Origin of the sequence: Paraburkholderia nodosa DSM 21604, assembly GCF_000519185.1 — a bacterium.
GTDB lineage: Bacteria > Pseudomonadota > Gammaproteobacteria > Burkholderiales > Burkholderiaceae > Paraburkholderia > Paraburkholderia nodosa.
Genome location: NZ_JAFA01000005.1, coordinates 228,543 through 254,224, shown reverse-complemented (window position 1 = coordinate 254,224; position 25,682 = coordinate 228,543). Strand labels below are relative to the sequence as shown.

The 25,682-nt window shown below is 66.7% G+C and carries 16 protein-coding genes, 1 tRNA gene and 2 riboswitches; of the genes, 10 read left to right on the top strand and 7 right to left on the bottom strand.

Going from position 1 to position 25,682, the window contains the following annotated elements; all coding sequences use genetic code 11:
* Positions 1-167 precede the first annotated feature (167 nt).
* Positions 168-243, bottom strand: a tRNA-Arg gene (locus tag A3CW_RS0109385).
* A gap of 314 nt (positions 244-557) precedes the next feature.
* Between A3CW_RS0109385 and A3CW_RS0109380 the strand changes: the two genes are divergently transcribed.
* Positions 558-1,481, top strand: a complete 924-nt coding sequence (locus A3CW_RS0109380; protein WP_028203330.1) for a c-type cytochrome — start codon at positions 558-560, stop codon at positions 1,479-1,481.
* A gap of 93 nt (positions 1,482-1,574) precedes the next feature.
* Here the strand turns inward: A3CW_RS0109380 and A3CW_RS45750 are convergent, their stop codons facing one another.
* Together A3CW_RS45750 and A3CW_RS0109370 are read right to left on the bottom strand one after the other, a co-directional pair.
* On the bottom strand, positions 1,575-2,156 hold the full coding sequence (locus A3CW_RS45750; protein WP_035512643.1) for a hypothetical protein: 582 nt from the start codon (positions 2,154-2,156) through the stop codon (positions 1,575-1,577).
* 84 nt (positions 2,157-2,240) lie between these two features.
* Positions 2,241-4,331, bottom strand: a complete 2,091-nt coding sequence (locus tag A3CW_RS0109370; RefSeq protein ID WP_028203329.1) for a UvrD-helicase domain-containing protein — start codon at positions 4,329-4,331, stop codon at positions 2,241-2,243.
* 276 nt (positions 4,332-4,607) lie between these two features.
* On the opposite strand from A3CW_RS0109370, the gene A3CW_RS0109365 reads away from it, so the two are divergent.
* The 8 genes from A3CW_RS0109365 to A3CW_RS0109330 all read left to right on the top strand — a co-directional run bounded on the left by A3CW_RS0109365 (position 4,608) and on the right by A3CW_RS0109330 (position 16,027).
* The gene (locus tag A3CW_RS0109365; protein ID WP_028203328.1) at positions 4,608-5,663 is read left to right on the top strand and encodes an oxidoreductase; all 1,056 of its coding nucleotides are present in this window, start codon (positions 4,608-4,610) and stop codon (positions 5,661-5,663) included.
* A gap of 179 nt (positions 5,664-5,842) precedes the next feature.
* Entirely contained in the window at positions 5,843-6,217 is a 375-nt protein-coding gene (locus A3CW_RS0109360) for a hypothetical protein (RefSeq protein ID WP_035512641.1), read from the top strand.
* Positions 6,218-6,432: 215 nt separating this feature from the next.
* Positions 6,433-6,543, top strand: a riboswitch (glycine riboswitch).
* Between the two features lie 57 nt (positions 6,544-6,600).
* A riboswitch (glycine riboswitch) is annotated at positions 6,601-6,736 on the top strand.
* A gap of 89 nt (positions 6,737-6,825) precedes the next feature.
* Entirely contained in the window at positions 6,826-7,944 is a 1,119-nt protein-coding gene (gene gcvT, locus A3CW_RS0109355) for a glycine cleavage system aminomethyltransferase GcvT (protein ID WP_028203326.1), read from the top strand.
* Positions 7,945-8,019: 75 nt separating this feature from the next.
* Positions 8,020-8,400, top strand: coding sequence for a glycine cleavage system protein GcvH (gene gcvH / locus A3CW_RS0109350; RefSeq protein ID WP_028203325.1), 381 nt, complete (start codon positions 8,020-8,022; stop codon positions 8,398-8,400).
* Between the two features lie 72 nt (positions 8,401-8,472).
* Positions 8,473-11,436 (top strand): aminomethyl-transferring glycine dehydrogenase, encoded by a 2,964-nt coding sequence (gene gcvP / locus A3CW_RS0109345; RefSeq protein WP_028203324.1) that lies wholly within the window; start codon positions 8,473-8,475, stop codon positions 11,434-11,436.
* A 135-nt stretch (positions 11,437-11,571) separates the two neighbouring features.
* Positions 11,572-12,750, top strand: coding sequence for an alginate lyase family protein (locus tag A3CW_RS0109340; protein WP_211254047.1), 1,179 nt, complete (start codon positions 11,572-11,574; stop codon positions 12,748-12,750).
* Between the two features lie 95 nt (positions 12,751-12,845).
* Positions 12,846-14,234: an L-serine ammonia-lyase gene (locus A3CW_RS0109335; RefSeq protein ID WP_028203322.1), complete on the top strand. Its 1,389-nt coding sequence runs from the start codon at positions 12,846-12,848 to the stop codon at positions 14,232-14,234.
* 74 nt (positions 14,235-14,308) lie between these two features.
* Positions 14,309-16,027 carry a thiamine pyrophosphate-binding protein gene (locus tag A3CW_RS0109330; RefSeq protein ID WP_028203321.1) on the top strand — a complete coding sequence of 573 codons (1,719 nt, stop codon included), beginning with the start codon at positions 14,309-14,311 and terminating at the stop codon, positions 16,025-16,027.
* Between the two features lie 123 nt (positions 16,028-16,150).
* On the opposite strand, the gene A3CW_RS0109325 is transcribed toward A3CW_RS0109330, so the two are convergent.
* Complete coding sequence (locus A3CW_RS0109325; RefSeq protein ID WP_028203320.1) at positions 16,151-17,299, bottom strand: branched-chain amino acid ABC transporter substrate-binding protein; 1,149 nt, start codon at positions 17,297-17,299, stop codon at positions 16,151-16,153.
* A gap of 96 nt (positions 17,300-17,395) precedes the next feature.
* A complete protein-coding gene (gene putA, locus A3CW_RS0109320; protein ID WP_028203319.1) occupies positions 17,396-21,340 on the bottom strand; it encodes a trifunctional transcriptional regulator/proline dehydrogenase/L-glutamate gamma-semialdehyde dehydrogenase in 3,945 nt (1,314 codons plus the stop codon).
* A 290-nt stretch (positions 21,341-21,630) separates the two neighbouring features.
* Here putA and A3CW_RS53265 point away from each other — a divergent pair, with 290 nt between their 5' ends.
* Positions 21,631-21,780, top strand: a complete 150-nt coding sequence (locus A3CW_RS53265) for a hypothetical protein (protein ID WP_165979378.1) — start codon at positions 21,631-21,633, stop codon at positions 21,778-21,780.
* A gap of 74 nt (positions 21,781-21,854) precedes the next feature.
* Here the strand turns inward: A3CW_RS53265 and A3CW_RS0109310 are convergent, their stop codons facing one another.
* Complete coding sequence (locus tag A3CW_RS0109310) at positions 21,855-24,110, bottom strand: primosomal protein N' (RefSeq protein ID WP_028203318.1); 2,256 nt, start codon at positions 24,108-24,110, stop codon at positions 21,855-21,857.
* Between the two features lie 417 nt (positions 24,111-24,527).
* Positions 24,528-25,619 carry a uroporphyrinogen decarboxylase gene (hemE, locus tag A3CW_RS0109305; protein ID WP_028203317.1) on the bottom strand — a complete coding sequence of 364 codons (1,092 nt, stop codon included), beginning with the start codon at positions 25,617-25,619 and terminating at the stop codon, positions 24,528-24,530.
* Between the last annotated feature and the right edge of the window lie 63 nt (positions 25,620-25,682).

Genomic DNA, 25,682 nt, shown 5'->3' with positions numbered 1-25,682 from the left:
CGCGATCGACACCCTTCACCTCGAATCTGTACGCATTCGCGGAGCATTGGTGAATGCGTGTTTAAGCGATTCGAAAGAGGTATGACGGAAGATGACGCAGATTTGTCGAGTTGCGTAGACGTCCTACGGCAGGCAGGACTCTCGACTTTGCGGAAGCGAGAAAGTTTTGGCGCGCCCGGCTGGGATCGAACCAGCAACCCCTGCCTTCGGAGGGCAGTACTCTATCCATTGAGCTACGGGCGCGTTGACTTGCTGGCACCGCCGTCTGCCCGAAGAATACGGGAAAGGCAGCGCCGAAGAGAGACCGAGAGAATAACCGGTTTCGGTTAAACCGTCCACCGCACAGGCTATTAAGGGCCACATCTCCATCTGGCAACTCAGGCGTAAGCGCGCGCCCGATCGCCAGTCCGCTCCGGGTAAACGCCCGCTGAACTACGTCCGCACCCGCCCACCAGCCGGAAAACCTTCCGTCTATAATCGTCGGTGTTTGATCTGCCGCATGGCCATTGCCGTCCTGCTGTACCGCTCACCATAAAACAACGGGAGTCGAGACAAGCATGAGCGAAGCACCCCACGGAGTCCCGATCAAAACGCCCGGCCAGCTGATCGCCGCTGTCATCGCCGGGTTTGCCGTCCCCATCGTCATCATCATTCTGCTCGTCTACTACGTCGACAACACGACGCGCACCGGCGCGGGCACCGACGAGCTCTCCACCCAGCAGGTCGCCGCGCGCATCGCGCCGGTCGCGCAGGTCAACGTGCGCGACGCCAATGCGCCGCGCGTCTACAAGACCGGCGAGCAGGTCTTCCAGGCTGTCTGCTCGGCGTGTCACGCCTCGGGCGCCGCCGGCGCGCCGAAGTTCGGCAACTCGGGCGACTGGGCGCCGCGCATCGCGCAGGGCTTCGACACGCTCTGGAAAACGGCGCTCTCCGGCAAGGGCGCGATGCCCCCGCGCGGCGGCACGAGCCCCGACGACTACAGCGACTACGAAATCGGCCTCGCCGTCGCCTATATGGCGAACCACGCCGGCGCGAACTTCCAGGATCCGCCCAAGCCCGCGCCAGGCGCGGCCAATGCAGCCAATGCGGCTTCGGGCGCGGCAGCCGCTGCACCGGCCTCGGGTGCGTCGGGGGCCGATGCGAACGCCGCCCAGGCGCAAGCTGCCGCAGCCGCGATCGCGGCCATCCCGCAGGCTTCGTCCGCTCCCGCGGCAGGTGGCGGCTCGCAGAGCGCCGACGCCTCGCAGGCGGGCAAGGCGCTCTATCAGCAGGTTTGCCAGGCGTGTCACGCCGCCGGCGTGCTGGGCGCGCCGAAATTCGGCAACAAGGCCGACTGGGCGCCGCGCCTCAAGGACCCGATGGACACCGTCTACAACTACGCGCTGCACGGCAAGGGCCAGATGCCGCCCAAAGGCGGCTCGACCGCCTCGGACGCCGACGTAAAGGCCGCCGTCGACTACATGGTCAGCGCGGCGAAGTAAGCGACTCACGCGCGCTAAAACGCACAGCGATCCCCGCCCGTAGCAATACGGCGCGGGGATTTTTATTTCCGTCGATGGAAAGACAGTCGCGCATCAGCGCACGGGACGCGCAAATTCGCGGGCAAAGGCGAACGCACCCGAAGCATCCCCGGCCAGCGCGCCGTAACGCGCTGCCAGTTCGGCGGGAGCGAGCCACGGATAGCTCAAGCCCTCTTGCAGGCGCTCGAGCCTCGCACCGTCCGGATCGTCGATCACGTCCATCCGGGCAATGTGAATGTGGAATGCGGACACGCGCGGCGCGATGTCGTTCGCATCGAAAGTCCAGCGATAAGTGCCGTGACCGATGCGCAGCGCGCCCGCCGCGTCCTCGCGCATCACGACGAGCCAGGGCAGCGCGTCGATCGTGCGCTCGCGCACAACGAGCGCAGCGGCATCGCAGAGGTACCAGGTGCGGCAACGCGAATAACGCTCACCAAAATCGCTGACCAGCGTCTTCGCGATCGCTTCGGCGCCGACGCTACGCGCCGGAAACGCGATATTCGGTGTGGCCAGCGAGAACGTCAGTTCCGCATCTGGCGCGAACGCTTCGTGTATCCGTGCGGGCTTCGTGTTGTCCTTCGCGTCGATATACGTTTCGAGCGCGTGACGGTAAAGCGGGAGCAATGGATCTTCCATTGGCGGCAGCGAGCAGGACAGGGGCGTTCACTCTACTGCCGTCCGCGTCCCAATAAAGCAAACACCCGCTCCACGCCAGGGTCATCACCCCTTCTGCAACAACGCCTTCAAACTCGCCAACCGGTCCTTCGGCGTCATCGGCGCTTCTTCGGCGGTTGGCGGCGGTGCGTCGTCCAGGCCCATTTCCGGAATGAAGCGCGACGCCTCGCACACCACCGTCTCGCGCGCCCGCTTGCGCTTCTTGCACCAGTTCAGATGCAGGCTGCGCTGCGCACGCGTGATCGCCACGTACATGAGGCGGCGCTCTTCCTCGATGCGCCCTTCGTCGATCACGTCGTCTTCCGAGCCGCCGCGGTGCGGCATGATCCCCTCTTCCACGCCCACCAGGAACACGTGCGGATACTCCAGTCCCTTCGAAGCATGCACGGTTGAAAGCCGCACGGCGTCCGGGTCCTCTTCCTTGCCTTCGAGCATCGACATCAGCGCGACGGTCTGAATGAGGCCCATGAGGTTCTTGCCGGTGTCGGCGAGACCGTCGGCGTTGTCATAGCCGGTCGCCTCGCTGTCTTCGCCGATCTGCTGCTCGGGCTTCGTGCCCTTGCGCTTGAGCCACTCCATGAATTCGAGCACGTTCTGCCACTTCGACTGCGCCTGGCGCTCGTCGAAGGCGTCGTAGAGATACGCCTCGTAGTGAATCGCGTCCATGAGGTCGTCGAGCACGACTGTCGCCGGGTCCTTCTGGGCGCGCTCGGCGAGGCGCTGCATGAAGTCGCAGAACACGCGCATCGGCTCGACCTGGCGCGCCGAGAGCCGCGCCTCGATGCCGCCCATGTACACGGCCTCGAACAGCGACACCTTCGCCTGCCCCGCGAACGAGCCGAGCGCTTCGAGCGTGGTGTTGCCCACGCCACGGCGCGGCGTGGTGATCGCGCGGATAAACGCGGGATCATCGTCGTGATTGGCGATCAGGCGCAGGTAAGCGCAGATGTCCTTGATCTCGGCCTTGTCGAAGAACGACTGGCCGCCCGAGAGCACATAGGGAATGCGCTCGCGGCGCAGCACCTGTTCGAAGATGCGCGCCTGAAAGTTGCCGCGATACAGAATGGCGTAGTCGCGAAACTGCGCACGCCGCTCGAACTTGTGCGCCGAAAGCCGGAACACGACCGACTCGGCTTCGTGCTCTTCGTCGTTGCAGGGCGTGACGGTGATGGTGTCGCCCATGCCGTGCTCGGACCAGAGCTTCTTCTCGAACAGCTTCGGATTGTTCGCAATGACGTTGTTCGCCGCCGTGAGAATGCGCACCGTCGAGCGGTAGTTCTGCTCGAGCTTGATGACGTGCAGCTTCGGAAAGTCCTTGCCGAGCTGCGCGAGGTTTTCGAGCGTGGCGCCGCGCCAGCCGTAGATGGCCTGATCGTCGTCGCCCACGGCCGTAAACGCCGCGCGCGGGCCCGCCAGCAGTTTCAGCAGTTCGTACTGGCAGGCGTTGGTGTCCTGGTACTCGTCGACCAGCAGGTAGCGCAGCTTGTTCTGCCAGCGATCGCGCACCTGCTCGTTCTTCGCGAACAGCTCGGCAGGCAGGCGGATCAGGTCGTCGAAGTCCACCGCCTGATAGGCATGCAACGTCGCCATGTAGTTGCGGTAGACGATGGCCGCCTGGTGCTCGTCCTCGTTCGAGGCCGTGGCCAGCGCCTCCTCGGGCATGACGAGACCGTTCTTCCAGAGCGAGACGATCGACTGGATCTTGCGGATGAAGCCTTTGTCCGTCGAGCCCACCTGCTCCTGGATCATGGCGAAGCAGTCGTCGGCATCCATGATCGAGAACTGGGGCTTCAGGCCCAGGTGTTCCGCCTCCTGGCGCAGGATCTGCACGCCCAGCGAGTGGAACGTGCAGACCGTCAGCTGGTTGGTCGGCACCTTACGGCCTTCCTTGCCGGGCGTGGTGAGCGTCTTGCCTTCGAGCAGCTTGCCCACGCGCTCGCGCATTTCGGCGGCGGCCTTGTTGGTGAAGGTGACGGCGGCGATATGGCGCGGCTCGAAGCCTTTCGCTTCGATGAGGTGCGCGATCTTCTGCGTGATGACACGCGTCTTGCCACTGCCCGCGCCGGCGAGCACGAGACAGGGACCGTCGAGATAGCGCACCGCTTCGTTTTGGGCGGAATTGAGGCCTGCGGACATCGTTGCTGGATTGGGAAAACGGGTGGTACGGCTGGGAGGCGTGCGAACGGGGCGCTTGGCCTTTCGTGACACCGCACGGCGCGAGGCGTGCGAACGTCGCAGCGGCCTCTCACGCGGGAGGTGCGATGTTAACACGGCACAGCGATACGCCGATGCCGCCCCGATGTTCCTCTTTCCACGGCTCATCCGTCCCTCGCCGCGTTCCGCACGTTATACGCGCCGTGCCACAATAACGGGCTCCCGCCACCCGCACTCGCTGGAAAGAGGAAGCGCTAAATGACTGCACCGCAACCGCTGCAAATCGGCCTGATGGGCTACGGCTTCGCCGGCCAGACTTTCCACGCCCCCGTGATCGCGCATAGCGGCGCCGCGCAGCTCGCCGCCATCGCCACGAGCCAGGCCGAACGCGCCCAGGCCGACTATCCCGACGCCGCGATCGTGCCCGACCTCGACGCGCTGCTCTCGATCGACGCCATCGAATGCGTCGTGATCGCCACGCCCAACGACACGCACTACGACCTCGCGCGCCGCACGCTCGAGCGCGGCAAGCACGTGCTGGTCGACAAGCCCGTCACGCTCACGGCCGAGGAAGCGCGTACGCTCGCGGCCATCGCGAAGCAGCGCGGCCTCGTGTTCGCGCCGTTCCACAACCGCCGCTGGGACGGCGATTTCCTCACCGTGCGCGAGCTGATCGAGCGCGGCGAACTCGGACGCATCACGCATTACGAATCGCACTTCGACCGCTTCCGCCCGCAAGTGAAACAGCGCTGGCGCGAAGACGCCACGCGCGGCGGCGGCCTGCTCTACGATCTCGGCCCGCATCTGATCGACCAGACGCTCGCGCTCTTTGGCGCACCCGAGTCGATCACCGCGTTCGTTCACACGCGCCGCGAAAACGCGAGTGCGCCGGATTACGCGCACCTCGTGCTGCGCTACCCGCACCACGACGCCGTGCTGCACGCCAGCGCGCTCGCCGCGTACGCGCCGCGCTTCGCGATTCACGGCACGCGCGGCAGCTACCTGAAGAACGGGCTCGACACCCAGGAAGATCAGCTCAAGGACGGCCTGCGCCCGGGGCAGCCCGGTTTCGGCGCGGGCAACGAGTCGGGCCGCCTGCACGTGCTGCGCGACGACGGCCAGGAAGCCGATCTCGACGTGCCCAACGCCGCGGGCAATTACGCCGATCTGTACCGCGCGCTTGCCGCGGCGATCCGCGAAGACAAGCCGTTCCCGGTGAGCCCGCAGGACGCCATCGACGTCATGACGCTCATTGAACTCGCCATGCAAAGCGCGCAGGAAGGCCGCACGCTGGCGTTCGTGCGCCGGTCCTGAGCGCGCTGGCGCGCGCTTTCGGCTGCGGCGTCGACCTTGCATTGCGCCGACGCCGCTGAAAGGTCCATACAAATGGTTACATCTGGTTGCCGCGGCGGGGTCATCACGCGGCAATCGCCAGACGTTTGTGGACATGCAGGACAAAAAAGGCAGCAACGACAAGACAAAGGAGAGTCTGAATGACCCGCTACACCCACGCTCTACGCCTGATCGCCGCTGGCGCGCTCGTCTCGACCCTCGCCGCGTGCGTGGTCAACCAGCCGGCGTCGCGCCCCGCTCCGCCGCCCCCGCCCGGCCCGAATCCGCACGAGGTCGCCGTCGATCGCCTGCATCAGGTCGACGGCCGCATCGACAACCTGGGCCATCGCATCGACATGCGCGTGAGCCAGGGCTACTACCCGCCGCCCCAGGGCGGCGCGCTCCATCACCGCCTCGACACGATCCGCGGCGAAGCGCACGACATGGCCGCGCAGCACGGCGGCGGCATCTCGCCCGACGAGCAGCGCGTGCTGAACCAGGAACTCGACACGGCCGCTCGCGCCATCGGCGAGTAAGCGCCACGCGTATCGAAATCTCGTCACGGACCGCGCGTTCGCGGTTCGTGCCACGCCTCCTGGCCGCCCCGAACCGCCCCCGTTTTTCCCCTGCGCGATGGATGGCGCGCTGCCGATCCGCGCAAGCCAATACCAGCAAGTCTCACGGCCCATTGCCCGCGCCGCGCGCAGAATTTTTCCGCATTGACACAGCCCCGAGGCGTCCCGCACAATCGCTGCGCGCGCCGGGAGAGCGCGCCGTTTGCCTTAGCTCGCTTCCGCTAGTGCAACCGGCGCCGCCGAAGGGGCAACCCACAAACTCTCAGGCAAAAGGACCGTGCGCGCCGGACCGCTGATTCGCTGCATTTGCGCTTTTTGCGCGAGATGACGCGAAGCGGCACACAGTCCGCAACTCTGGAGAGCGGCAGTAGAACGGGCGGCGGCGGATCGTAACCCCCACGCGTTCAGGCTGCCCACCGAAGGGGCGCGCGCCAGCGGCAACGGCGCAATCTCTCAGGTACCGAGGACAGAGGGGCCATGCAAGAACCGACCACGGGCATCGTGCCTGCGGCGCTTCCTGCATGGCCTTTTTCGTTTTCGCGCGAATTTTCGCGACCGCCTGAGGCCCCATGACCGAACTCAAACGCACCCCGCTGAACGACACGCACCGCGCGCTGAACGCCCGCATGGTCGACTTTGGCGGCTGGGACATGCCCGTCAACTACGGCTCGCAGATCGACGAGCATCGCGCCGTGCGCACCGACGCCGGCATGTTCGACGTCTCGCACATGTGCGTCGTCGACTTTTCGGGCCCGAAGGCGCGCGAGTTCTTCTCCCGCGCGCTCGCCAACAACGTCGCCAAGCTCACCACGGCGGGCCGCGCTCTCTACTCGTGCATGCTGAACCCCGAAGGCGGCGTGATCGACGACCTGATCGTCTACTTCTTCGCCGACGACCAGTTCCGCACCGTCGTCAACGCCGGCACGGCCGAAAAAGACATCGCCTGGTTCGAGAAGCTCAACGCCGAAGGCGGCTTCGGCCTCACCATCACGCCGCGCCGCGATCTCGCGATCGTCGCCGTGCAAGGCCCGAACGCGCGCGAAAAGGTCTGGCAGGTCGCGCCCTCGTCGCGCAGCGCCACCGAAGTTCTCAAACCCTTCAACGCCGCGAAGATCGAAGCCACGCCGTTCGGCGAGCTGATGATCGCGCGCACGGGCTACACCGGCGAAGACGGCTTCGAAATCGTGCTGCCCGCTGTCGCCGTGTGCGAGTTCTGGGACGCCCTGCAGCGCCAGGGCGTGAAGCCCTGTGGCCTCGGCGCGCGCGACACGCTGCGCCTCGAAGCGGGCATGAACCTGTACGGCCAGGACATGGACGACGGCGTCTCGCCGCTCGACGCCGGCCTCGCCTGGACCGTCGACCTGAAGGAGCCGCGCGACTTCGTCGGCCGCCCGGCGCTGGAAGCAAACGGTTCGCGTTCGGCCTTCGTCGGCCTGATCCTGCAGAAGGAAAACGGCAAGGCCGGCGGTGTGCTGCGCGCGCACCAGAAAGTGCTCACGCCGCACGGCGAGGGCGAGATCACGAGCGGCACGTTTTCGCCGAGCATGCAGGAATCGATCGCCTTCGCGCGCGTGCCGCAGGGCGTGCAGCCGGGCGATGTCGTACAGGTGCAGATCCGTGACAAAGCCCTTCCCGCAAGCGTGGTAAAACTGCCGTTCGTGCGCAACGGCAAGGTGCTCGCCGCCTGATCCGCGAGGATCCTGCCAGCGCGCACGCCCTCCCCTTTTCGAGCAACAAAAACCGAACCACGCACTGGAGCAACCATGAGCATCCCGGCCGATCTGAAATACACCGAATCGCACGAGTGGATCCGCACCGAAGCCGACGGCACGCTGACCATCGGCATCACCGACCACGCGCAGGAAGCGCTCGGCGACATCGTCTTCCTCGAGCTGCCCGAAGCGGGCCGCGCGGTCACCGCCGGCGACGCCGTTGCCGTGATCGAGTCGGTCAAGGCCGCCTCGGACATCTACGCGCCGGTCGCAGGCGAAATCATCGAAGCGAACACGTCGCTCGTCGACACGCCCGACCAGGTGAACGGCGCGCCGTACGAGTCGTGGCTCTTCAAGATCAAGCCCGCCGCCGACGCCAAGCTCGACTCGCTGATCGACGCCGCCGCCTACGAAAAGGCGATCGGCGCTTAAATCGCAACCTCGCCTTAACCGCCACGGCGCGGCGGCGCGCTCAGAACGCCGCCCGCGCCCGCAGGAATCCCTATGAAGCTCGAACACCCGGATCGTCTGATGAACTCCCCGCTCTCGCTTGCTGCACTTGAAGCGCACGACGCCTTCGCTGCCCGCCACATCGGCCCCGACACGGCCGACCAGCAGGCGATGCTCGACGCGCTCGGCTTCGCCTCGCGCGCCGCGCTGATCGATGCGGTGATTCCGGCGAAGATCCGCCGCAACGAGACACTGCCGCTCGGGCCGTTCTCGCAGCCGCGCTCGGAAGCCGAGGCGCTCGCCGCCCTGCGCGCGCTCGCGGACAAGAACCAGGTGTTCCGCTCGTATATCGGGCAGGGCTACTACGACACGCACACGCCGGCCGTCATCCTGCGCAACGTGCTCGAAAATCCGGCGTGGTACACCGCGTACACGCCGTACCAGCCGGAAATCTCGCAGGGCCGCCTCGAAGCCCTGCTGAACTTCCAGCAGATGATCACCGACCTGACGGGCCTCGCGATCTCGAACGCGTCGCTGCTCGACGAAGCCACCGCCGCCGCCGAAGCCATGACGCTCGTGCAGCGCGTGGGCAAGTCGAAGTCGAACGTGTTCTTCGTCGCCGACGACGTGCTGGCGCAGACCATCGAAGTCGTGAAGACGCGCGCCAAGCCGATCGGCATCGAGGTAAAGGTCGGTCCGGCCGCTGGGGCAGCAAATGCGGGCGCCTTCGGCGTGCTGCTGCAATATCCGGGCGTGAACGGCGATGTGCGCGATTACCGCGCACTTGCGCAAGCCGTGCACGCAGCCGGCGGCGCGGTGATCGCCGCCGCCGACCTGCTCGCACTCACCGTCCTCACGCCCCCGGGCGAATGGGGCGCGGACGTGGCCGTGGGCAACTCGCAGCGCTTCGGCGTGCCGATGGGCTTCGGCGGCCCGCACGCCGCCTACCTCGCGGTGAAGGACGAATTCAAGCGCCAGATGCCGGGCCGTCTCGTCGGCGTGACCATCGACGCGCAAGGCAACCCGGCGCTGCGCCTCGCGCTGCAAACGCGCGAGCAGCACATCCGCCGCGAAAAAGCGACCTCGAACGTCTGCACGGCGCAGGCGCTGCTCGCGATCATGGCGAGCATGTACGCCGTCTACCATGGCCCGCAAGGCTTGAAGCGCATCGCGCAGCGCGTGAACCGCGTCGCCGCGATCCTCGCCGCGGGCGCGAAGCAGCTTGGCTACACGCTCGTGACCGAAGCGTTCTTCGACACGCTCACGTTCGAAGCCGGCCCGCGTACCCAGGCGCTGCACGACGCGGCGCTCGCGCGCGGCATGAACCTGCGCCACGTGAGCGAGACGCGTGTGGGCGTGTCCGTCGACGAAACGACTTCGCGCGCCGATCTGGCCGATCTGCTCGCCGTGTTCGCGCAAGCCGCGTTCGCCGGCGAAACGCCTTCGGTCGACAAGCTCGACGCCGAACTCACGCAAAGCGGCGCTTTGACGTTCCCGGCCGCGCTCGCGCGCGAAAGCGCGTACCTCACGCATCCGGTGTTCAACCGTCACCATTCGGAAACGGAAATGCTGCGCTACCTGCGCAGCCTCTCCGACAAGGACCTCGCGCTCGACCGCTCGATGATCCCGCTCGGCTCGTGCACGATGAAGCTCAACGCGACCTCGGAAATGCTGCCGGTCACGTGGCCCGAGTTCGGCCGCATCCACCCGTTCGCGCCTGCCGAGCAGACGGTTGGCTATCGCGAGATGGTCGATCAGCTCGAACAGATGCTCGTGGCCGCAACGGGCTACGCCGCCGTTTCGCTGCAGCCGAATGCGGGCTCGCAGGGCGAGTACGCGGGCCTGCTCATCATCCAGGCGTACCACGCCTCGCGCGGCGAAGCCGGCCGCAACGTCTGCCTGATTCCCGCTTCGGCGCACGGCACGAACCCCGCATCGGCGCAAATGGCCGGCATGCAGGTCGTGGTCGTGGCCTGCGACGCGCAAGGCAACATCGATCTCGCCGACCTCAAGGCCAAGGCCGCGCAGCATGCGGCCAGGCTTGCGGCGATCATGATCACGTATCCGTCCACGCACGGCGTGTTCGAAGAGAACGTGCGCGAAGTCTGCGAGATCGTGCACGCGGCGGGCGGCCAGGTGTACGTGGACGGCGCGAACATGAACGCCATGGTCGGTCTGGCGGCGCCGGGCCAGTTCGGCGGCGACGTCTCGCACCTGAACCTGCACAAGACCTTCTGCATTCCGCACGGCGGCGGCGGCCCGGGCGTCGGTCCGGTCGCGGTGGGCGCGCACCTCGCGCAGTTCCTGCCGAACCAGCTTTCGTCGGGCTACAAGCGCGACGATCACGGCATCGGCGCGGTGAGCGCAGCGCCTTACGGCTCGGCCTCGATCCTGCCGATCTCGTGGATGTACATCGCCATGATGGGCGCGGCCAACCTGACCGCTGCGACCGAAAACGCGATCCTCAACGCCAACTACGTCGCGAACAAGCTCGCAGCGCACTTCCCGGTGCTCTACAGCGGCCCGGGCGGGCTCGTCGCGCACGAGTGCATTCTCGACCTGCGCCCCATCAAGGACGCAAGCGGCATCACCGTGGACGACGTCGCCAAGCGCCTGATGGACTACGGCTTCCACGCCCCGACCATGAGCTTCCCGGTGCCGGGCACGCTGATGGTCGAGCCGACCGAGTCGGAGTCGAAAGAAGAACTGGACCGCTTCGTCGACGCGATGGTTGCCATCCGCGAGGAAATCCGCGCCGTGGAAGACGGCCGCGCGGACAAGGAAGACAACCCGCTGCGCCACGCGCCGCACACGGCCGCCGTGGTGGTCGCCGACGACTGGAAGCACGCTTACTCGCGCGAGCAGGCCGCCTACCCGGTCGCGTCGCTCGTCGCGCGCAAGTACTGGCCGCCGGTCGGCCGCGCCGACAACGCTTACGGCGACCGCAACCTGTTCTGCTCGTGCGTGCCCATGAGTGAGTATTCGGGCGAACATGCCGGCGAAATGGCCGGCGAATAAGCCGCGCGAAGCCGCTGCGCTATCTTCGGTTAATGCAGCGGCCGTCATCCCCCTCACATTTGCCGCCGCAAACCGCTAACATCACACACCTGTCAGCCTTGAATCAGGGAGTCGCGCATGGCGCGGAAGGTGCGAATGGTTCCATTGCGGGACTCGGTGCGGGACTTACCGCATGCCGCAACGCGGAATTCGGTCCGGCAGACCCGGCACGCGCGCGGTGCGCTGCAAAGCCGGCCACAGAGCCTTGCCGCCGCGCTGGCGCTGGCCTGCGCCACCTTCACCGGCACTTTCGCCGGCACGGCCCACGCGGCCATGAACTTCTGTGCGGCACCCGCGCTGCAATCGAGCGAGCGCACCAACTCCGATCCGGGCGTGAAGGCGCTCGTGGCCGAGGTGCTGACGCACGTGAACGACACGCCGCGTCCGCTGCCGCGCCTGCACACCGAGGGCACGCTGCCGCACGAGGGCATCTACGACCAGAGCGTCGAGGCCGCGAAGGAACTCGATCTCATGCGCAACGCCGCGCTCGCGTGGCGCGCGACGAGCGACGAGCGCTTCCTGAAGCTCGTGGACCGCTTTCTGCTCGCCTGGGTCACCACGTACAAGCCGAGCTTCAATCCCATCGACGAAACGCGTTTCGAGGGGCTGATACTCGCCTACGACTTGACCGCGAGCGCGCTGCCCGTGAAAACGCGCAACGCGACCATGCAATTCCTGAACAGCTTCGCGACCGGCTATATCGCGCAGATCGACGCGCAGCCGCGCCCGCTCAAGGGAAATTTCGCGAACAACTGGCAGAGCCATCGGGTCAAACTGGTAGCGATGATCGCGTTCACGCTCGACAACCGCAAGATGATCGCGACTGCGCAGCGGCTTTTCGTGGAGCATCTCGGCGACAACGTCGCGCCCGACGGCTCGACACTCGACTTTTCCGAGCGCGACGCGCTGCACTACGTGACCTACGATTTGCAGCCGCTCGTGACCGCCGCACTCGCCGCGCGCCGCCACAACCGCAACTGGCTGACCGAACGCGCGGCCAACGGCACCACGCTCGCCAACGCGCTCGACTGGCTCACGCCCTATGCGCTCGGCCAGAAAACGCACGAGGAATTCGTGCACTCGAACGTACCGTTCGACGCGAAGCGGCGCGAAGCGGGCCTGCCGGGCTACACCGGCCAGTGGGACCCGAAAAACGCCGCCGAACTGTTTCATCTCGCGGCGCGACTCGACGGCCGCTTTGCGCCAGTCGCGCTGAAACTCGCGCCCACGCCGCCCGCGTGGCTCGCCGTCTGTCTGCCGTTGCCGGCGCGGTAACACGCGCGCGGGTTGCGGCGGCGGCACGGAAATAACGATGCCGCGAATCGCGCTGCATCCCCACCAACCAACGTCAGACAAGCAGGAGCAGTACCATGGCAGTAAGCGTTTTCGATCTCTTCAAAGTCGGCATCGGGCCCTCCAGCTCGCACACGGTCGGGCCGATGCGCGCGGCGCTGATGTTCGCCGAGGGACTCGAGCGCGACGGCCTGCTCGCGAGCACCGCCGCCGTGAAGGTCGAGCTGTACGGCTCGCTCGGCGCCACCGGCAAGGGCCACGGCACCGACCGCGGGGTCATGCTGGGCCTCATGGGCGACGCACCCGACACCGTCGATCCCGACACCATCAGCGAGCGTCTCGAAGCCGTGCGCACCTCGCGCCAGCTCGCGCTGCTCGGGCGCCATCCCATTACGTTCGTTCCGAAGGAGCACGTGGCGTTCTATCGCCAGGCGCTGCCCGAACACCCGAACGGCATGAAGCTGCGCGCGCTCGACGCGAACGGCGATACGCTGCGCGAAAGCACCTACCTCTCGGTGGGCGGCGGCTTCGTCGTCACGGCCGGCGCGCCGAACACGAAGGTGCTCGCCGCCGCGCAGCAATTGCCGAATCCGTTCACCACGGGCGCGGAGATGCTCGCGCTGTGCGCCTCGACGGGCAAGAGCATCGCGCAGCTGATGCTCGAAAACGAGCGCGTCTGGCACGGCGACGAGCAGATCCGCTCAGGTCTCCTGCACATCTGGAACGTGATGCAGTCGTGTGTGTCGCGCGGTTGCGGCATCAACAATCCCGACGCCGACGGCACGCTGCCCGGCCCCTTCGCCGTGAAGCGCCGCGCGCCGCAACTCTACCGCGCGCTGACCAGCAACCCCGAGCGCGCGCTGCAAGACCCGCTCTCGATGATTGACTGGATCAACCTGTACGCGATCGCCGTGAACGAGGAAAACGCCGCGGGCGCGCGCGTGGTGACCGCGCCGACCAACGGCGCGGCCGGCATCATCCCTGCCGTGCTCCACTACTACGTGCGCTTCACGCCGGGCGCGAACGAACAGGGCGTGATCGACTTCCTGCTCACCGCGGCCGCCATCGGCATTCTCTACAAGCTCAACGCGTCGATTTCGGGCGCCGAAGTGGGCTGCCAGGGGGAAGTGGGCGTGGCCTGCTCGATGGCCGCGGGCGCGCTCGCCGCCGTGCTGGGCGGCACGCCGCTGCAAGTGGAAAACGCCGCCGAAATCGGCATGGAGCACAACCTCGGCCTCACCTGCGACCCCGTGGGCGGCATGGTGCAGATTCCCTGCATCGAACGCAACGCCATGGCTTCGGTGAAAGCCGTGAACGCCGCGCGCATGGCGCTGCGCGGAGACGGCGCGCATTACGTCTCGCTCGACTCCGTCATCAAGACGATGCGCGAGACCGGCGCCGACATGAAGACGAAGTACAAGGAGACCTCGCGCGGCGGCCTCGCGGTGAACATCGTCGAGTGCTGATTCGTTGAAGCGCTGTCGCCTTGCCTGAACCATCTGAACGTAATCACGTAACGATTGAAGGAGACTTGACCGCCATGCAGCAGCCGAACGCATCCGCCACCACCGAAGCCACCACGACCGGGGCTCGCCTCGTCGTCGATGCACTCGTCGCCAACGGCGTCGAGCGCGTGTTCTGCGTACCGGGCGAAAGCTATCTCGCGGTGCTCGATTCGTTGTCCGACGAAACCACGAAGATCGAAACCGTGGTGTGCCGTCACGAGGCGGCGGCGGCGAACATGGCGGAAGCGATCGGCAAGCTCACGGGCAGGCCGGGCGTCGCGCTCGTCACGCGCGGGCCGGGCGCCACGCATGCCTCGATTGGCGTGCACACGGCGTTCCAGGACTCCACGCCGATGATCCTCTTGATCGGCCAGGTCGCGCGCGAGCAGATGGACCGCGAGGCGTTCCAGGAAATCGACTATCGACGCATGTTCGGCCAGATGGCGAAGTGGGTCGCGCAGATCGACGACGCGCGCCGCGTGCCCGAATACCTGAGCCACGCGTTCCATGTCGCGATGTCGGGACGGCCGGGCCCGGTCGTGCTCGCGCTGCCCGAAGACATGCTGAGCGGCGAGATTCGCGCGTCCGAAGCGCAACCCATCGCACCGCCCGCGCAACGCGTGCAGGCGTCGCCTTCCGCCGCGCAGATGGAGCGCGTGCGCGAACTGCTCGCGGGTGCGAAGAAGCCGTTCGTGATCGCCGGCGGCCATGGCTGGAACCCGCAGGCCTGTGCGGACTTCCAGCGCTTCGTCGAGAACTGGCAATTGCCGGTCGGCCTCGCGTTCCGCTTTCAGGACACGCTCAACAACGACCACCCCAACTACGCGGGTGACGTGGGTCTCGGCGTAAATCCCGCGCTCGCGAAGCGCATCCGCGAAGCCGACGTGCTGCTCGCACTCGGTCCGCGCCTGGGCGAATCGACGACGGGCGGCTACACGCTCTTCGACATTCCCAAAACGAAGCAAATACTCATTCACGTACATCAGGGCGCGGAGGAACTCGGCCGCGTCTATGCAGCCGATCTGCCGATCGTTTCGGGCCTCGTGGAATTCGCAGCGCTGCTCGCAGAACTGCCCGCTCCCGCTCAACCCGCGTGGGCCGGCAGCGCCGCTGAAGCGCACGATGCGTGGCACGCATGGCGCAAGCCGCTGCCGATGCCCGGCGACGTGCAACTCGGCGAAGTCATGCAGCAGCTGCGCGCACGCCTGCCCGACGACGCGATCGTCACGAACGGCGCGGGCAATTACGCAACGTGGCTGCATCGCCATTTCGCGTATCGCCACTTCCGCTCGCAGCTCGCGCCCACGAGCGGTGCGATGGGCTACGGCGTGCCCGCCGCGATCGCCGCGAAGTCGCTCTACCCCTTGCGCACCGTGGTCGCGCTCGCGGGCGACGGCTGCTTCATGATGGCTTCGTCGGAACTCGCCACGGCGATGCAGTACGGCCTGAATGTCGTGTTCATCGTCGTGAACAACGCGCACTACGGCACGATCCGCATGCATCAGGAGCGCCACTATCCGCACCGCGTGCACGGCACGCAGCTCACGAACCCCGACTTCGCGGCATTTGCGCAGTCGTTCGGCGCGCACGGCGAAGTCGTCACGACCACGGCGCAATTCGCCCCCGCGCTGGAGCGTGCGCTCACGGCAGGCAAGCCCGCGCTGATCGAGATCCGTGTGACGAAGGAAGCGAGCACGCCTGCGGCCACGCTCGAACAGATTCGCGATGCAGGCAGGAAAATGCGCGGAGAATGACTGAAAAGGAATCCTGAACAAGCTCACCTTTTACGCTGGATGAGCCATTGCGAGCGCACAAACAAAAGCCCCGCAGATCTTTCGATTCTGCGGGGCTTTTTACTTCAGCCGAAGCTCAGGCGCTTACTTGCCGCCCACGCTTTGCAGCGTCGTCCACTTGCCGTCGACAACCTTGTACAGCGTGATGCCGCCGTTCTTCAGGTCGCCGCGCGTGTCGTACGCGAGGTCCGACGTCGTGACCGCCTGCATGCTGGTCTTCGCGAGGAACGGCAGGTACTTCGCCGGATCCGTCGAGTTGGCCTTCTTCATGGCGTCGAACATCGCCATTGCGCCGTCGTAGGCGTACGGCGAGTACGTCTGCACGTCTTCGCCGAAGCGCTTCTTGTACTTCGCGACGTAGTCCTTGCCACCCGGCATCTGGTCGAGCGGCAGGCCGGCGAGCGACGCCACCGTACCGTTCGCCGCGTCACCCGCGATCTGCAGGAAGGTCGGCGTGTGAACCATTTCGCCGCCCATCAGCGGGGCCTTGACGCCCAGCGACTTCATCTGCTTGACCATCGGTGCCGCTTGCGAATCCGCGCCGCCGAAATAGACCAGGTCGGGATTCATCGCCTTCGCCTTCGTCAGGACCGACTTGAAGTCGACGGCCTTGTCGTTGGTGTATTCACGGTCGATGATGTTGCCGCCCGCAGCCTTCGCAGCCTTCGAGAACTCGTCGGCGAGACCCTGGCCGTAAGCCGTGCGGTCGTCGATCACGACGATCTTCTTCATGCCGAGGCTCTTCACTGCGAACGTGCCTGCGACCGAACCCTGCTGCGTGTCCGAGGTCATCATGCGGAACGTCGTCTTGAAGCCTTGCTGCGTGTACTCAGGCGCCGTCGCCATGGCGATCTGCGGGATGCCTGCGTTCGCGTAGATGCGCGAAGCCGGGATCGTCGTGCCCGAGTTGAAGTGACCGAGCATGCCCTTGATGCCGTCGTCGACGAGCTTCTGCGCGACCGTCGTGCCCGTGCGCGGGTCGGCCTGATCGTCGGCCGAGTCGAGCACGAAGTGAACCGGCTTGCCGCCGATCACGGGCTTCGTCGCGTTCATGTCTTCGACTGCGAGCGTGATGCCGTTCTGGAAGTCCTTGCCATAGTGCGCCTGCGCACCCGTCATCGGACCGGCGAAACCGATCTTCACGTCTTCGGCTTGTTGTGCGTGCGCAGTCCCCGCCAGCGACAGGGCGGCAACAAGCGTTGCGCCTGCCAGCTGCTTCATCGTGTGTTGCATTGCTTCTCCTTGGTACCAGGTATCAAACGAGCGGCTTCGGTTTCTATGGGCCTTGCCGCTTCCTTGTCTTGAGACGACCGACAGTATCGCTTGTGCTTAACCGATCGTCATCAAATTTGCATTACCGCCTGCTGCTGCCGTATTCACGCTGACCGAACGTTCCGCGAGCAGTCGTTCGAGAGCGTAATCTTCATCGCCGTTGGCGAGCGCGTGCGCTGCCACGCCCTGCACCGAGACGATCGGGCCAGGACGCTTGGCCACTTCCTTCACGAGTGCGAGCAGCTCGTCGCTGTCGCCTTCGAAGAGGACTGCGTCGAAGTCGGCATCCGCCGTCTTCTTGATCGCCACGTGCGCCTTCAGTGCCGCCGGCAATGCGCTCACCAGCGCTTCGCCTGCCGCGCCCTGGAACAGCGCGCGGTTGCCCGTTGCGAGCGCAACGGCGAGTTGCGCGCGGGCGCCCGTGGCCGTCGATGACACGCACAGCACCGTGCCGCGCGCCGAAAGCGTGTAGGTGTTGCGCTCGCCCGTCGGGCCCGGCAGAACCGCCGTGGCGCCCGCGAGCACGTATTCGAGGTAGCCGTCGCAGCGTGCCGCGAGCGCGGGCTCGCGCTCGGCAATGAGCCAGTCGCGCAGCGTCGTGAGCGCGGACTGGGCCGATTGCGGCGCGCCGTTGCCTTCAGGACCTTGCGGCGCGTCGACGACGAGCACATCCGCGAGCGACTTCGGCAAACCAGCCGGACGCTTCGCGAGCAGACGCGAAAGATACAGCGCGCCACCCGCCTTCGGACCCGTTCCCGAGAGGCCTTCGCCGCCGAATGGCTGCACGCCCACCACCGCGCCGATCACGTTGCGGTTCACGTAGATGTTGCCTACGTGCGCGCGGCCGATCACGTGCGCGATCGTTTCGTCGATACGCGTGTGAATGCCGAGCGTGAGGCCGTAGCCCGTTGCGCGGATCTGCTCGAGCAGCTTGTCGAGCTGGCTGCGGCGATAGCGCACTACGTGCAGCACCGGGCCGAACACTTCGCGCTTGAGTTCGTCGAGGCTGTCGAGCTCGATGAGCGTGGGCGGCACGAACGTGCCTTGCGCGCAGGTGTCGGGCGTCGGCATCTGCTGGACCTTGCGGCCCTTTTCGCGCATGCCGGCGACGTGCGTATCGATACCGCGCTTCGCGTCGATGTCGATCACGGGGCCGACGTCGGTCGAGAGGCGGTCGGGGTTGCCCACCGCGAGTTCCTTCATCGCGCCCGTGAGCATTTCGAGCGTGCGGTCCGCCACGTCGTCCTGCAGGCACAGCACGCGCAGCGCGGAACAGCGCTGGCCGGCCGAGTCGAACGCGCTTTGCAGCACGTCGGCCACGACCTGCTCCGCGAGCGCCGACGAATCGACGATCATCGCGTTCTGGCCGCCGGTTTCGGCGATCAGCGGAATCGGGCGGCCTTCGGAGTCGAGTCGCTCGGAAAGCGTCTTGTTGATGAGGCGCGCGACTTCGGTCGAGCCCGTGAACATCACGGCACGCGTGCGGTGATCGGCGACGAGCGCCGCGCCCACGGTTTCGCCGTTGCCCGGCAGCAGTTGCACCGCGCCCGCCGGCACGCCGGCTTCGCGCAGGATGCGCACCGCTTGCGCGGCGATCAGCGGCGTTTGTTCAGCGGGCTTCGCGAGCACCGTGTTGCCGGCTGCGAGCGCGGCCGCCACCTGGCCCATGAAAATCGCGAGCGGGAAGTTCCACGGGCTGATGCACACCACGGGGCCGAGCGGGCGATGCGTGTCGTTCGAGAACTCTTCGCGGATCTGCGTGGAGTAATAGCGCAGGAAGTCGATCGCTTCGCGGATTTCGGCCACGGCGTTTGCCAGCGACTTGCCCGCTTCACGCACGATCAGGCCCATCAGCGTATGCATTTGCGCTTCGAGCAGATCGGCGGCGCGTGCGAGGCAATCGGCGCGCGCTTCGACGGGCGTGGCCTGCCAGATCGGCGCGGCGGCCACGGCGTGCGAGAGCGCGGCGCTCACGTGCTCGCTCGTGGCTTCCGCCACGGTCCCGACGAGATCGCGATGATCGGCGGGGTTGCGCACGTCGCGTGCAGCGCTGTCTGCGATATCGGTGTCGGCGAGCATCGGCGCGGCGCGCCACGGATGATGCGCGCTAGCCAGCAGCGCCGACGAAAGCGACGCGAGACGATGCTCGTTCGAGAGATCGAGGCCCATCGAATTGAAGCGCTCGCTGCCGTACAGCTCTCGCGGCAGCGGAATCTTCGCGTGCGGCGCGCCGAGCGGCACGACCTTGGCGGCGTCGTCGATGGGGTTCGTGACCAGCTCGGCGACCGGCACGGAGGCATCGGCGATACGATTCACGAACGACGTGTTCGCGCCGTTTTCGAGCAGACGCCGCACGAGATACGCGAGCAGCGTTTCATGCGTGCCGACCGGCGCGTAGACGCGGCACGGACGGTTGAGCTTGCCCTGCGAGAGCGGGCCCGTGACTTCTTCGTACAGCGGCTCGCCCATGCCGTGCAGGCACTGGAATTCGTACTGGCCGGGATAGTAGTTCTGGCCCGCGAGGTGATAGATCGCCGAGAGCGTGTACGCGTTGTGCGTGGCGAACTGCGGATACACGGCATCAGGCGCGCCGAGCAGCTTCTTCGCGCAGGCGAGGTACGACACGTCCGTGTAGATCTTGCGCGTGTACACGGGGTAGCCTTCGAGGCCATCCACCTGGGCGCGCTTGATTTCCGTATCCCAGTAGGCGCCCTTCACGAGGCGCACCATGATGCGGTGACGGCTGCGGCGCGCGAGATCGACGATGTAGTCGATCACGAACGGGCAGCGCTTCTGGTAAGCCTGCACCACGAAGCCGATGCCGTTCCAGCCCGCGAGTTCCGGATCGAAGCAGAGCGCTTCGAGCAGGTCGAGCGAGAGTTCGAGGCGGTCGGCTTCTTCGGCGTCGATATTGAGGCCGATGTCATAGCGGCGAGCGAGGACGGCGAGTGCGCGCACGCGCGGCAGCAGCTCGCCCATCGTGCGTTCCTGCTGCGCGCGCGAGTAGCGCGGGTGCAGCGCGGAGAGCTTGATCGAGATGCCCGGGCCTTCGTAGATGCCGCGGCCGCCCGCGGCCTTGCCGATGGCGTGGATCGCCTGCTCGTACGAGGCGTAGTAGCGCTGGGCATCGGCTTCCGTCGTCGCGGCTTCGCCGAGCATGTCGTACGAGTAGCGGAAACCGCGCGCTTCGAACTTGCGGCTGTTGGCCAGCGCCTCGGAGATGTTCTCGCCCGTGACGAACTGCTCGCCCATCAGGCGCATGGCCATGTCCACGCCCTTGCGGATCAGCGGCTCGCCGCCCTTGCCGATCATGCGCGTGAGCGCCGACGACAGACCGGTCTCGCTGTTCGTCGTGACGAGCTTGCCGGTGATCATGAGGCCCCACGTGGCGGCGTTCACGAACAGCGACGGCGCGTGGCCCACGTGCGATTTCCAGTCGCCCTTGCTGATCTTGTCGCGAATGAGCGCGTCGCGCGTGGCGCGGTCGGGAATGCGCAGCAACGCTTCGGCGAGGCACATCAGCGCCACGCCTTCCTGGCTGGACAGCGAAAACTCGTGAATCAGCCCTTCCACACCGCCGCCCGTGCCTTTCGCGCGCAGCGTTTCCACGAGCTTCGTGGCGAGCTTCGTCACGTCGCCCGTGAGGTTGGCCGGCAGGCGCCCTTCGCCGATCAGGAACGGCACGCACTCTGGCTCCGGACGGCGGTACGCGGCCGTGATGGCCGCGCGCAGCACCGACTGCGGTTGCACGTTTTGCGCGAATTCGAGGAACGGGTGCGATGCCGCTTCGTCGTCGTCAGCGGTAGCACCTTCGGCGAGATCGGTCGCACCGACATGGCCATTGAGTTCCGGAGGCAGCTGGCCGTGCTCGATTTTCTCGAGATAGGCAAAGATGGCTTGCTTGATGAGCCAGTGCGGCGTGCGCTCGAGCCGCGTGGCGGCGTCCTTGAGGCGGGAGCGGAGGAGATCGTCGACTTTGACGCCAAGTGTGGTGCTAGCCATGTTTCCTTCGTATGCCGGCAGACCCGCACCGGCGGTGACCAAAAAGTTGGCGAATCGTAACCCTACCAATAAAAAGGTGCAACCACTCTCTCAAAATGGTTGCACCACGGTTGAGGCCTTGTGCAGCCTGGGTTTGCGGCCGATGTCCGCCCACCGGGCCGCACGGGTTGCGCTCGGTATTTTCCCTGGCCCAACAACACGCTGGACAACCCTAATCGATTCCGCGGCCGTGCCGTTATACAAACAGAGCGGGGGTTGTTGATCACAAGAAAGAGCGTAGGGACCGGAAAATGGAAAAGCTGCTGGTAATCGCAGGGATCTGGACGATGTGCGCCATGTGCGCCGTGCTGTTCATGCGCGGCGCGACGGCGCCGGATGAACGCCGCATGAGCTTGAAGCGCGCGGCGCGCAGGGAAGTGGCCGATACCGTCGGCCAGTGAGGCAGGAAACGGGAAGTTGATGCCGAGTGGCCCCGCTGTTGCGGCAACGGGGTCAGGCCGGCTGCTGTCCGCTGCTAGATGTCGAGCGGATCGACTTCGAGATTCCAGCGCAGCACGCCGCGCAACGCGCGCAGCGCGGGCTGCCACGCGCGCAGCGTTGCCTGCAGCGCGGCACGCGACTGGCTTTCCACGAGCAGTTGCGCGCGATGCACGTTCATCACCTTCACGATGGTGAGCGGCACCGCGTCGTAGGCCATGACACGCTCGGCGCCCGGAATCCCGGTGAGCGCCTCCGCGGCCTGGGCGAGAAACGCCAGCGCCGCCTCCAGCGTGCGCCCTTCGGCGCGCAATAACGCCTGATAGACGAACGGCGGCAGGTGCGCGTCGCGCCGCTCCGCGACCTGCGTATTCGCAAACCCCACATAGTCCTGGCGCGCCAGCGCGTGATAGAGCGCGTGGCGCGGATAGCGCGTCTGCACGAGCACCTCGCCGGCCAGTCCGGCGCGCCCCGCCCGCCCGCTCACCTGCATCAACTGCGCGAACAGGCGCTCGCCGGCCCGGAAATCATGTGAAAAGAGCGCATTGTCGGCGTTCAGCACGCCAACGAGCGACACGCGCTGGAAGTCGTGCCCCTTTGCGATCATCTGCGTGCCCACCAGGATGTCGACTTCGCCCGCGTGCACGTCGGAGAAAAGCGCCTGCGCGCTGCCCTTGCGGCGCGTGCTGTCGGCGTCGATGCGCAGCACCCGCGCGCCCGGCACCGCGCTCGCGAGCGCCTCCTCGATGCGCTGCGTGCCGCGCCCCATCGGCGCGATGTCGACGTTGCCGCACTCGGGACACGAATGCGGAATGCGCGATTCCCAGCCGCAGTGATGGCAGCGCAGCGCGCGCTCAGGCTTGTGCAGCACGACGTACGCGCTGCAGCGCGGGCAGCCCGCCACCCAGCCGCAGGCGTCGCACGCGAGCGTGGGTGCGTAACCGCGACGGTTCAGGAACACGAGGCTCTGCTCGCCGCGCTCGAGCCGAGCCTTCATCGCCGTGACCAAAGGCCCGGAGAGCCCTTCGAACGAAGCGCGGCCGCGCCGACGCTCCTCTTCGAGATCGATCAGCTTGACGGTGGGCAGCACCGCGTCGGCAATCGCGCGGCGCGAGAGCGTGAGGCGCGTGTAGCGGCCCTGCTCGGCCTGCCACCAGCTTTCGAGCGACGGCGTGGCCGAGCCCAGCACGACCGGCACGCCCAGCTGCTTGGCACGCCATACCGCGAGGTCGCGCGCCGAGTAGCGCAGCCCTTCCTGCTGCTTGTAGGCGGGGTCGTGCTCCTCGTCGACCACGAGCATCGCGAGACGCGGCAGCGAGGCCAGCACCGCGAGCCGCGTGCCGAGCACGATGCGTGCGCGGCCCGTGTGCGCCGCGAGCCAGTTGCGGGCGCGCTCGCCTTCCGCGAGGCCGCTGTGAAGCGTGACGATGGCCTCGTCGGCGAGCGTGGCCGCGAAGCGCGTGCGAAAGGCCGCCTCGAACTGCGGCGTGAGATTGATTTCCGGGACCAGCACGAGCGCCTGGGCGCCCGGGTCGCGCTCGAGCAGCGCCGCGAGCGCGCGCAGATAGACCTCGGTCTTGCCGCTGCCCGTCACGCCGTGCAACAGGAAGGGCGCGAAGCCGCTCGCCGCGCCGATGGCTTCCACGGCGTCGGCCTGCTCGTCGCTCAGGCGCGGGACTTCCACCACGGCGATAGTCTGCGCGGCGTTGTGGGCCACGCTTGCGGCCGTGCCGAACTCGATGGATTCATGCTCGACCCAGCCGGCTTCGCACCAGGCTTCGAGCGTCGCAATCGCCTTGGGATGCAGCGCGCGGGCCGCGGCGGCGTCGAGTTCGCCGGCGTCGGCAAGCGCCTGCGCGAGACGGCGCAGCGCCTGGGCGCGCGCCGGCAAGGCGTCGGGCAGCGCGGCGCGCCCTTGCGGCGACAGACGGTAGCGCTCCTCGGGGGCGAGCAGGCGCGCCCAGCGCGACGGATCGCGCAACGCCTGCGGCAGCGCCGGCAAGGCGACCTCGCCCAGACCCCGCTGATAGTAGTCGGCGGCAAAGCCGGCCAGCGCGAGCCACTGCGCCGAAAGCGGCGGACAGGCGGCGCATACCGCGCTCACGTCACGGAGCTTGTTCGCGGGCACGTCGCTGTGAGCGTTCACTTCGCAGATCAGGCCGACCACGTCGCGACGCCCGAACGGCACGCGCACGAGCATGCCGGGCTCGGGCGCGCTGTCGAGGCCATAGCGATAGTCGTAGAGCGCATCCAATGGATGGTCCAGCGCCACGCGCACGTACTGCCCTGTCATGCCTGACTCCCAGGGAAGTTCCGTACGCTAGCGCACAGACACGCAAACCTAAAGTAATACTTTAGATTTCGCGCTAAGTTTTGGATTCCGCAGAACAATCGCGCCCCCGAATCTGCGCCTGTGGATAACTTTGTTGAGAACTTCCCGGCCGCCACCGCAGCGCGCCGGCGCGTGGTCGTTATGTGGGATACCGCACAGAGCGCCGTGGAGCGCCGAAAGCCTTGTCTGTCAAGGGTCTGATTGATTCTGCGCAGACCTGAACGGGCGCCTGCGACAACCTTTCCCTCTTGCGCGCCGCAACGAGGCAAGTGTGTATAAGTCAAGTCTTGACAGGACCGCGATGGCGTCTGGATGGCCTCTTGAGCCCGGTCATACCCTGACGCCCGGAGCCCAGCTTGCTGCGACGCACCAAAAAAGTCACGCGCCGGTCGCGCGAATCGCGCGGCTGTGACGATGCACTTCGTCCACGAGTTCGGCCACGCTTTCGGGCGGCGTGAACTGCGAAATGCCGTGGCCGAGGTTGAACACGTGACCCGGGTGCGCGCCAAAGCTGTCCAGTACCGCGCGCGCCTGCTCGCGAATCGCGGCCGGCGAAGCGAACAGCACCGTGGGGTCGAGATTGCCCTGGAGCGCCACGCGCTCGCCCACGCGCTCGCGCGCGCGGCCAAGGTTGACGGTCCAGTCGAGGCCAACGGCGTCCACGCCCGTATTGGCGATTTCGTCGAGCCAGAGCCCGCCGCCCTTCGTGAACGTGATCACAGGCACGCGCTCGCCATCGTGCTCGCGCTTGAGCTGCGCCACCACCTGCGCGATGTACGCGAGCGAGAAGCGCTGATACGCGCCGTCCGCGAGCGCGCCGCCCCAGGTGTCGAAGATCATCACGGCCTGCGCACCGGCTTCGATCTGCGCGTTCAGATAGGCCGCCACTGCCTGCGCGTTGACTTCGAGAATGCGCTGCATGAGGTCCGGGCGCGCGTACAGCATCGACTTCACGGTGCGGAAGTCGTCCGAGCCGCCGCCCTCGACCATGTAGCAGGCAAGCGTCCACGGGCTGCCCGAAAAGCCGATCAGCGGCACACGCTGGCGCCCTTCAGCGTTGGTGAGCGCGCGGCGAATTTCGCGCACGGCGTCGGTCACGTAGCCGAGCGTCGCGTCGATATCCGGCACGGCGAGTCGCGCCACGTCTTCTTCAGTGCGCACGGGGTGCGCGAACTTCGGCCCTTCGCCCGCCTGGAACGAGAGGCCGAGGCCCATCGCGTCCGGAATCGTGAGGATGTCGGAGAACAGGATCGCGGCGTCGAGCGGATAGCGCTCGAGCGGCTGCAGCGTGACCTCGGTCGCGTAATCGGGATTCTTCGCGAGGCCGAGGAAGCTGCCAGCGCGGCTGCGCGTGGCGTTGTACTCGGGCAGATAGCGGCCTGCCTGGCGCATCAGCCAGATCGGCGTGTACTCGGTCGGCTGGCGCAGCAGCGCGCGCAGGAAGGTGTCGTTCAGGAGAGTGTGGGCCACGTGCTGGATGCGCGAAGTCGCGCCAAGGTTCGGAAGCAAGCGGGCATTTTACCGGAGCGTGCG

What these genes read in the sequence shown, in the direction of transcription:
- A3CW_RS0109380 (WP_028203330.1), top strand. Translation starts at nt 558, where the DNA reads ATGAGCGAAGCACCCCACGGAGTCCCGATCAAAACGCCCGGCCAGCTG.
- A3CW_RS45750 (WP_035512643.1), bottom strand. Translation starts at nt 2,156, where the DNA reads ATGGAAGATCCATTGCTCCCGCTTTACCGTCACGCGCTCGAAACGTAT.
- A3CW_RS0109370 (WP_028203329.1), bottom strand. Translation starts at nt 4,331, where the DNA reads ATGTCCGCAGGCCTCAATTCCGCCCAAAACGAAGCGGTGCGCTATCTC.
- A3CW_RS0109365 (WP_028203328.1), top strand. Translation starts at nt 4,608, where the DNA reads ATGACTGCACCGCAACCGCTGCAAATCGGCCTGATGGGCTACGGCTTC.
- A3CW_RS0109360 (WP_035512641.1), top strand. Translation starts at nt 5,843, where the DNA reads ATGACCCGCTACACCCACGCTCTACGCCTGATCGCCGCTGGCGCGCTC.
- gcvT (WP_028203326.1), top strand. Translation starts at nt 6,826, where the DNA reads ATGACCGAACTCAAACGCACCCCGCTGAACGACACGCACCGCGCGCTG.
- gcvH (WP_028203325.1), top strand. Translation starts at nt 8,020, where the DNA reads ATGAGCATCCCGGCCGATCTGAAATACACCGAATCGCACGAGTGGATC.
- gcvP (WP_028203324.1), top strand. Translation starts at nt 8,473, where the DNA reads ATGAAGCTCGAACACCCGGATCGTCTGATGAACTCCCCGCTCTCGCTT.
- A3CW_RS0109340 (WP_211254047.1), top strand. Translation starts at nt 11,572, where the DNA reads ATGGTTCCATTGCGGGACTCGGTGCGGGACTTACCGCATGCCGCAACG.
- A3CW_RS0109335 (WP_028203322.1), top strand. Translation starts at nt 12,846, where the DNA reads ATGGCAGTAAGCGTTTTCGATCTCTTCAAAGTCGGCATCGGGCCCTCC.
- A3CW_RS0109330 (WP_028203321.1), top strand. Translation starts at nt 14,309, where the DNA reads ATGCAGCAGCCGAACGCATCCGCCACCACCGAAGCCACCACGACCGGG.
- A3CW_RS0109325 (WP_028203320.1), bottom strand. Translation starts at nt 17,299, where the DNA reads ATGCAACACACGATGAAGCAGCTGGCAGGCGCAACGCTTGTTGCCGCC.
- putA (WP_028203319.1), bottom strand. Translation starts at nt 21,340, where the DNA reads ATGGCTAGCACCACACTTGGCGTCAAAGTCGACGATCTCCTCCGCTCC.
- A3CW_RS53265 (WP_165979378.1), top strand. Translation starts at nt 21,631, where the DNA reads ATGGAAAAGCTGCTGGTAATCGCAGGGATCTGGACGATGTGCGCCATG.
- A3CW_RS0109310 (WP_028203318.1), bottom strand. Translation starts at nt 24,110, where the DNA reads ATGACAGGGCAGTACGTGCGCGTGGCGCTGGACCATCCATTGGATGCG.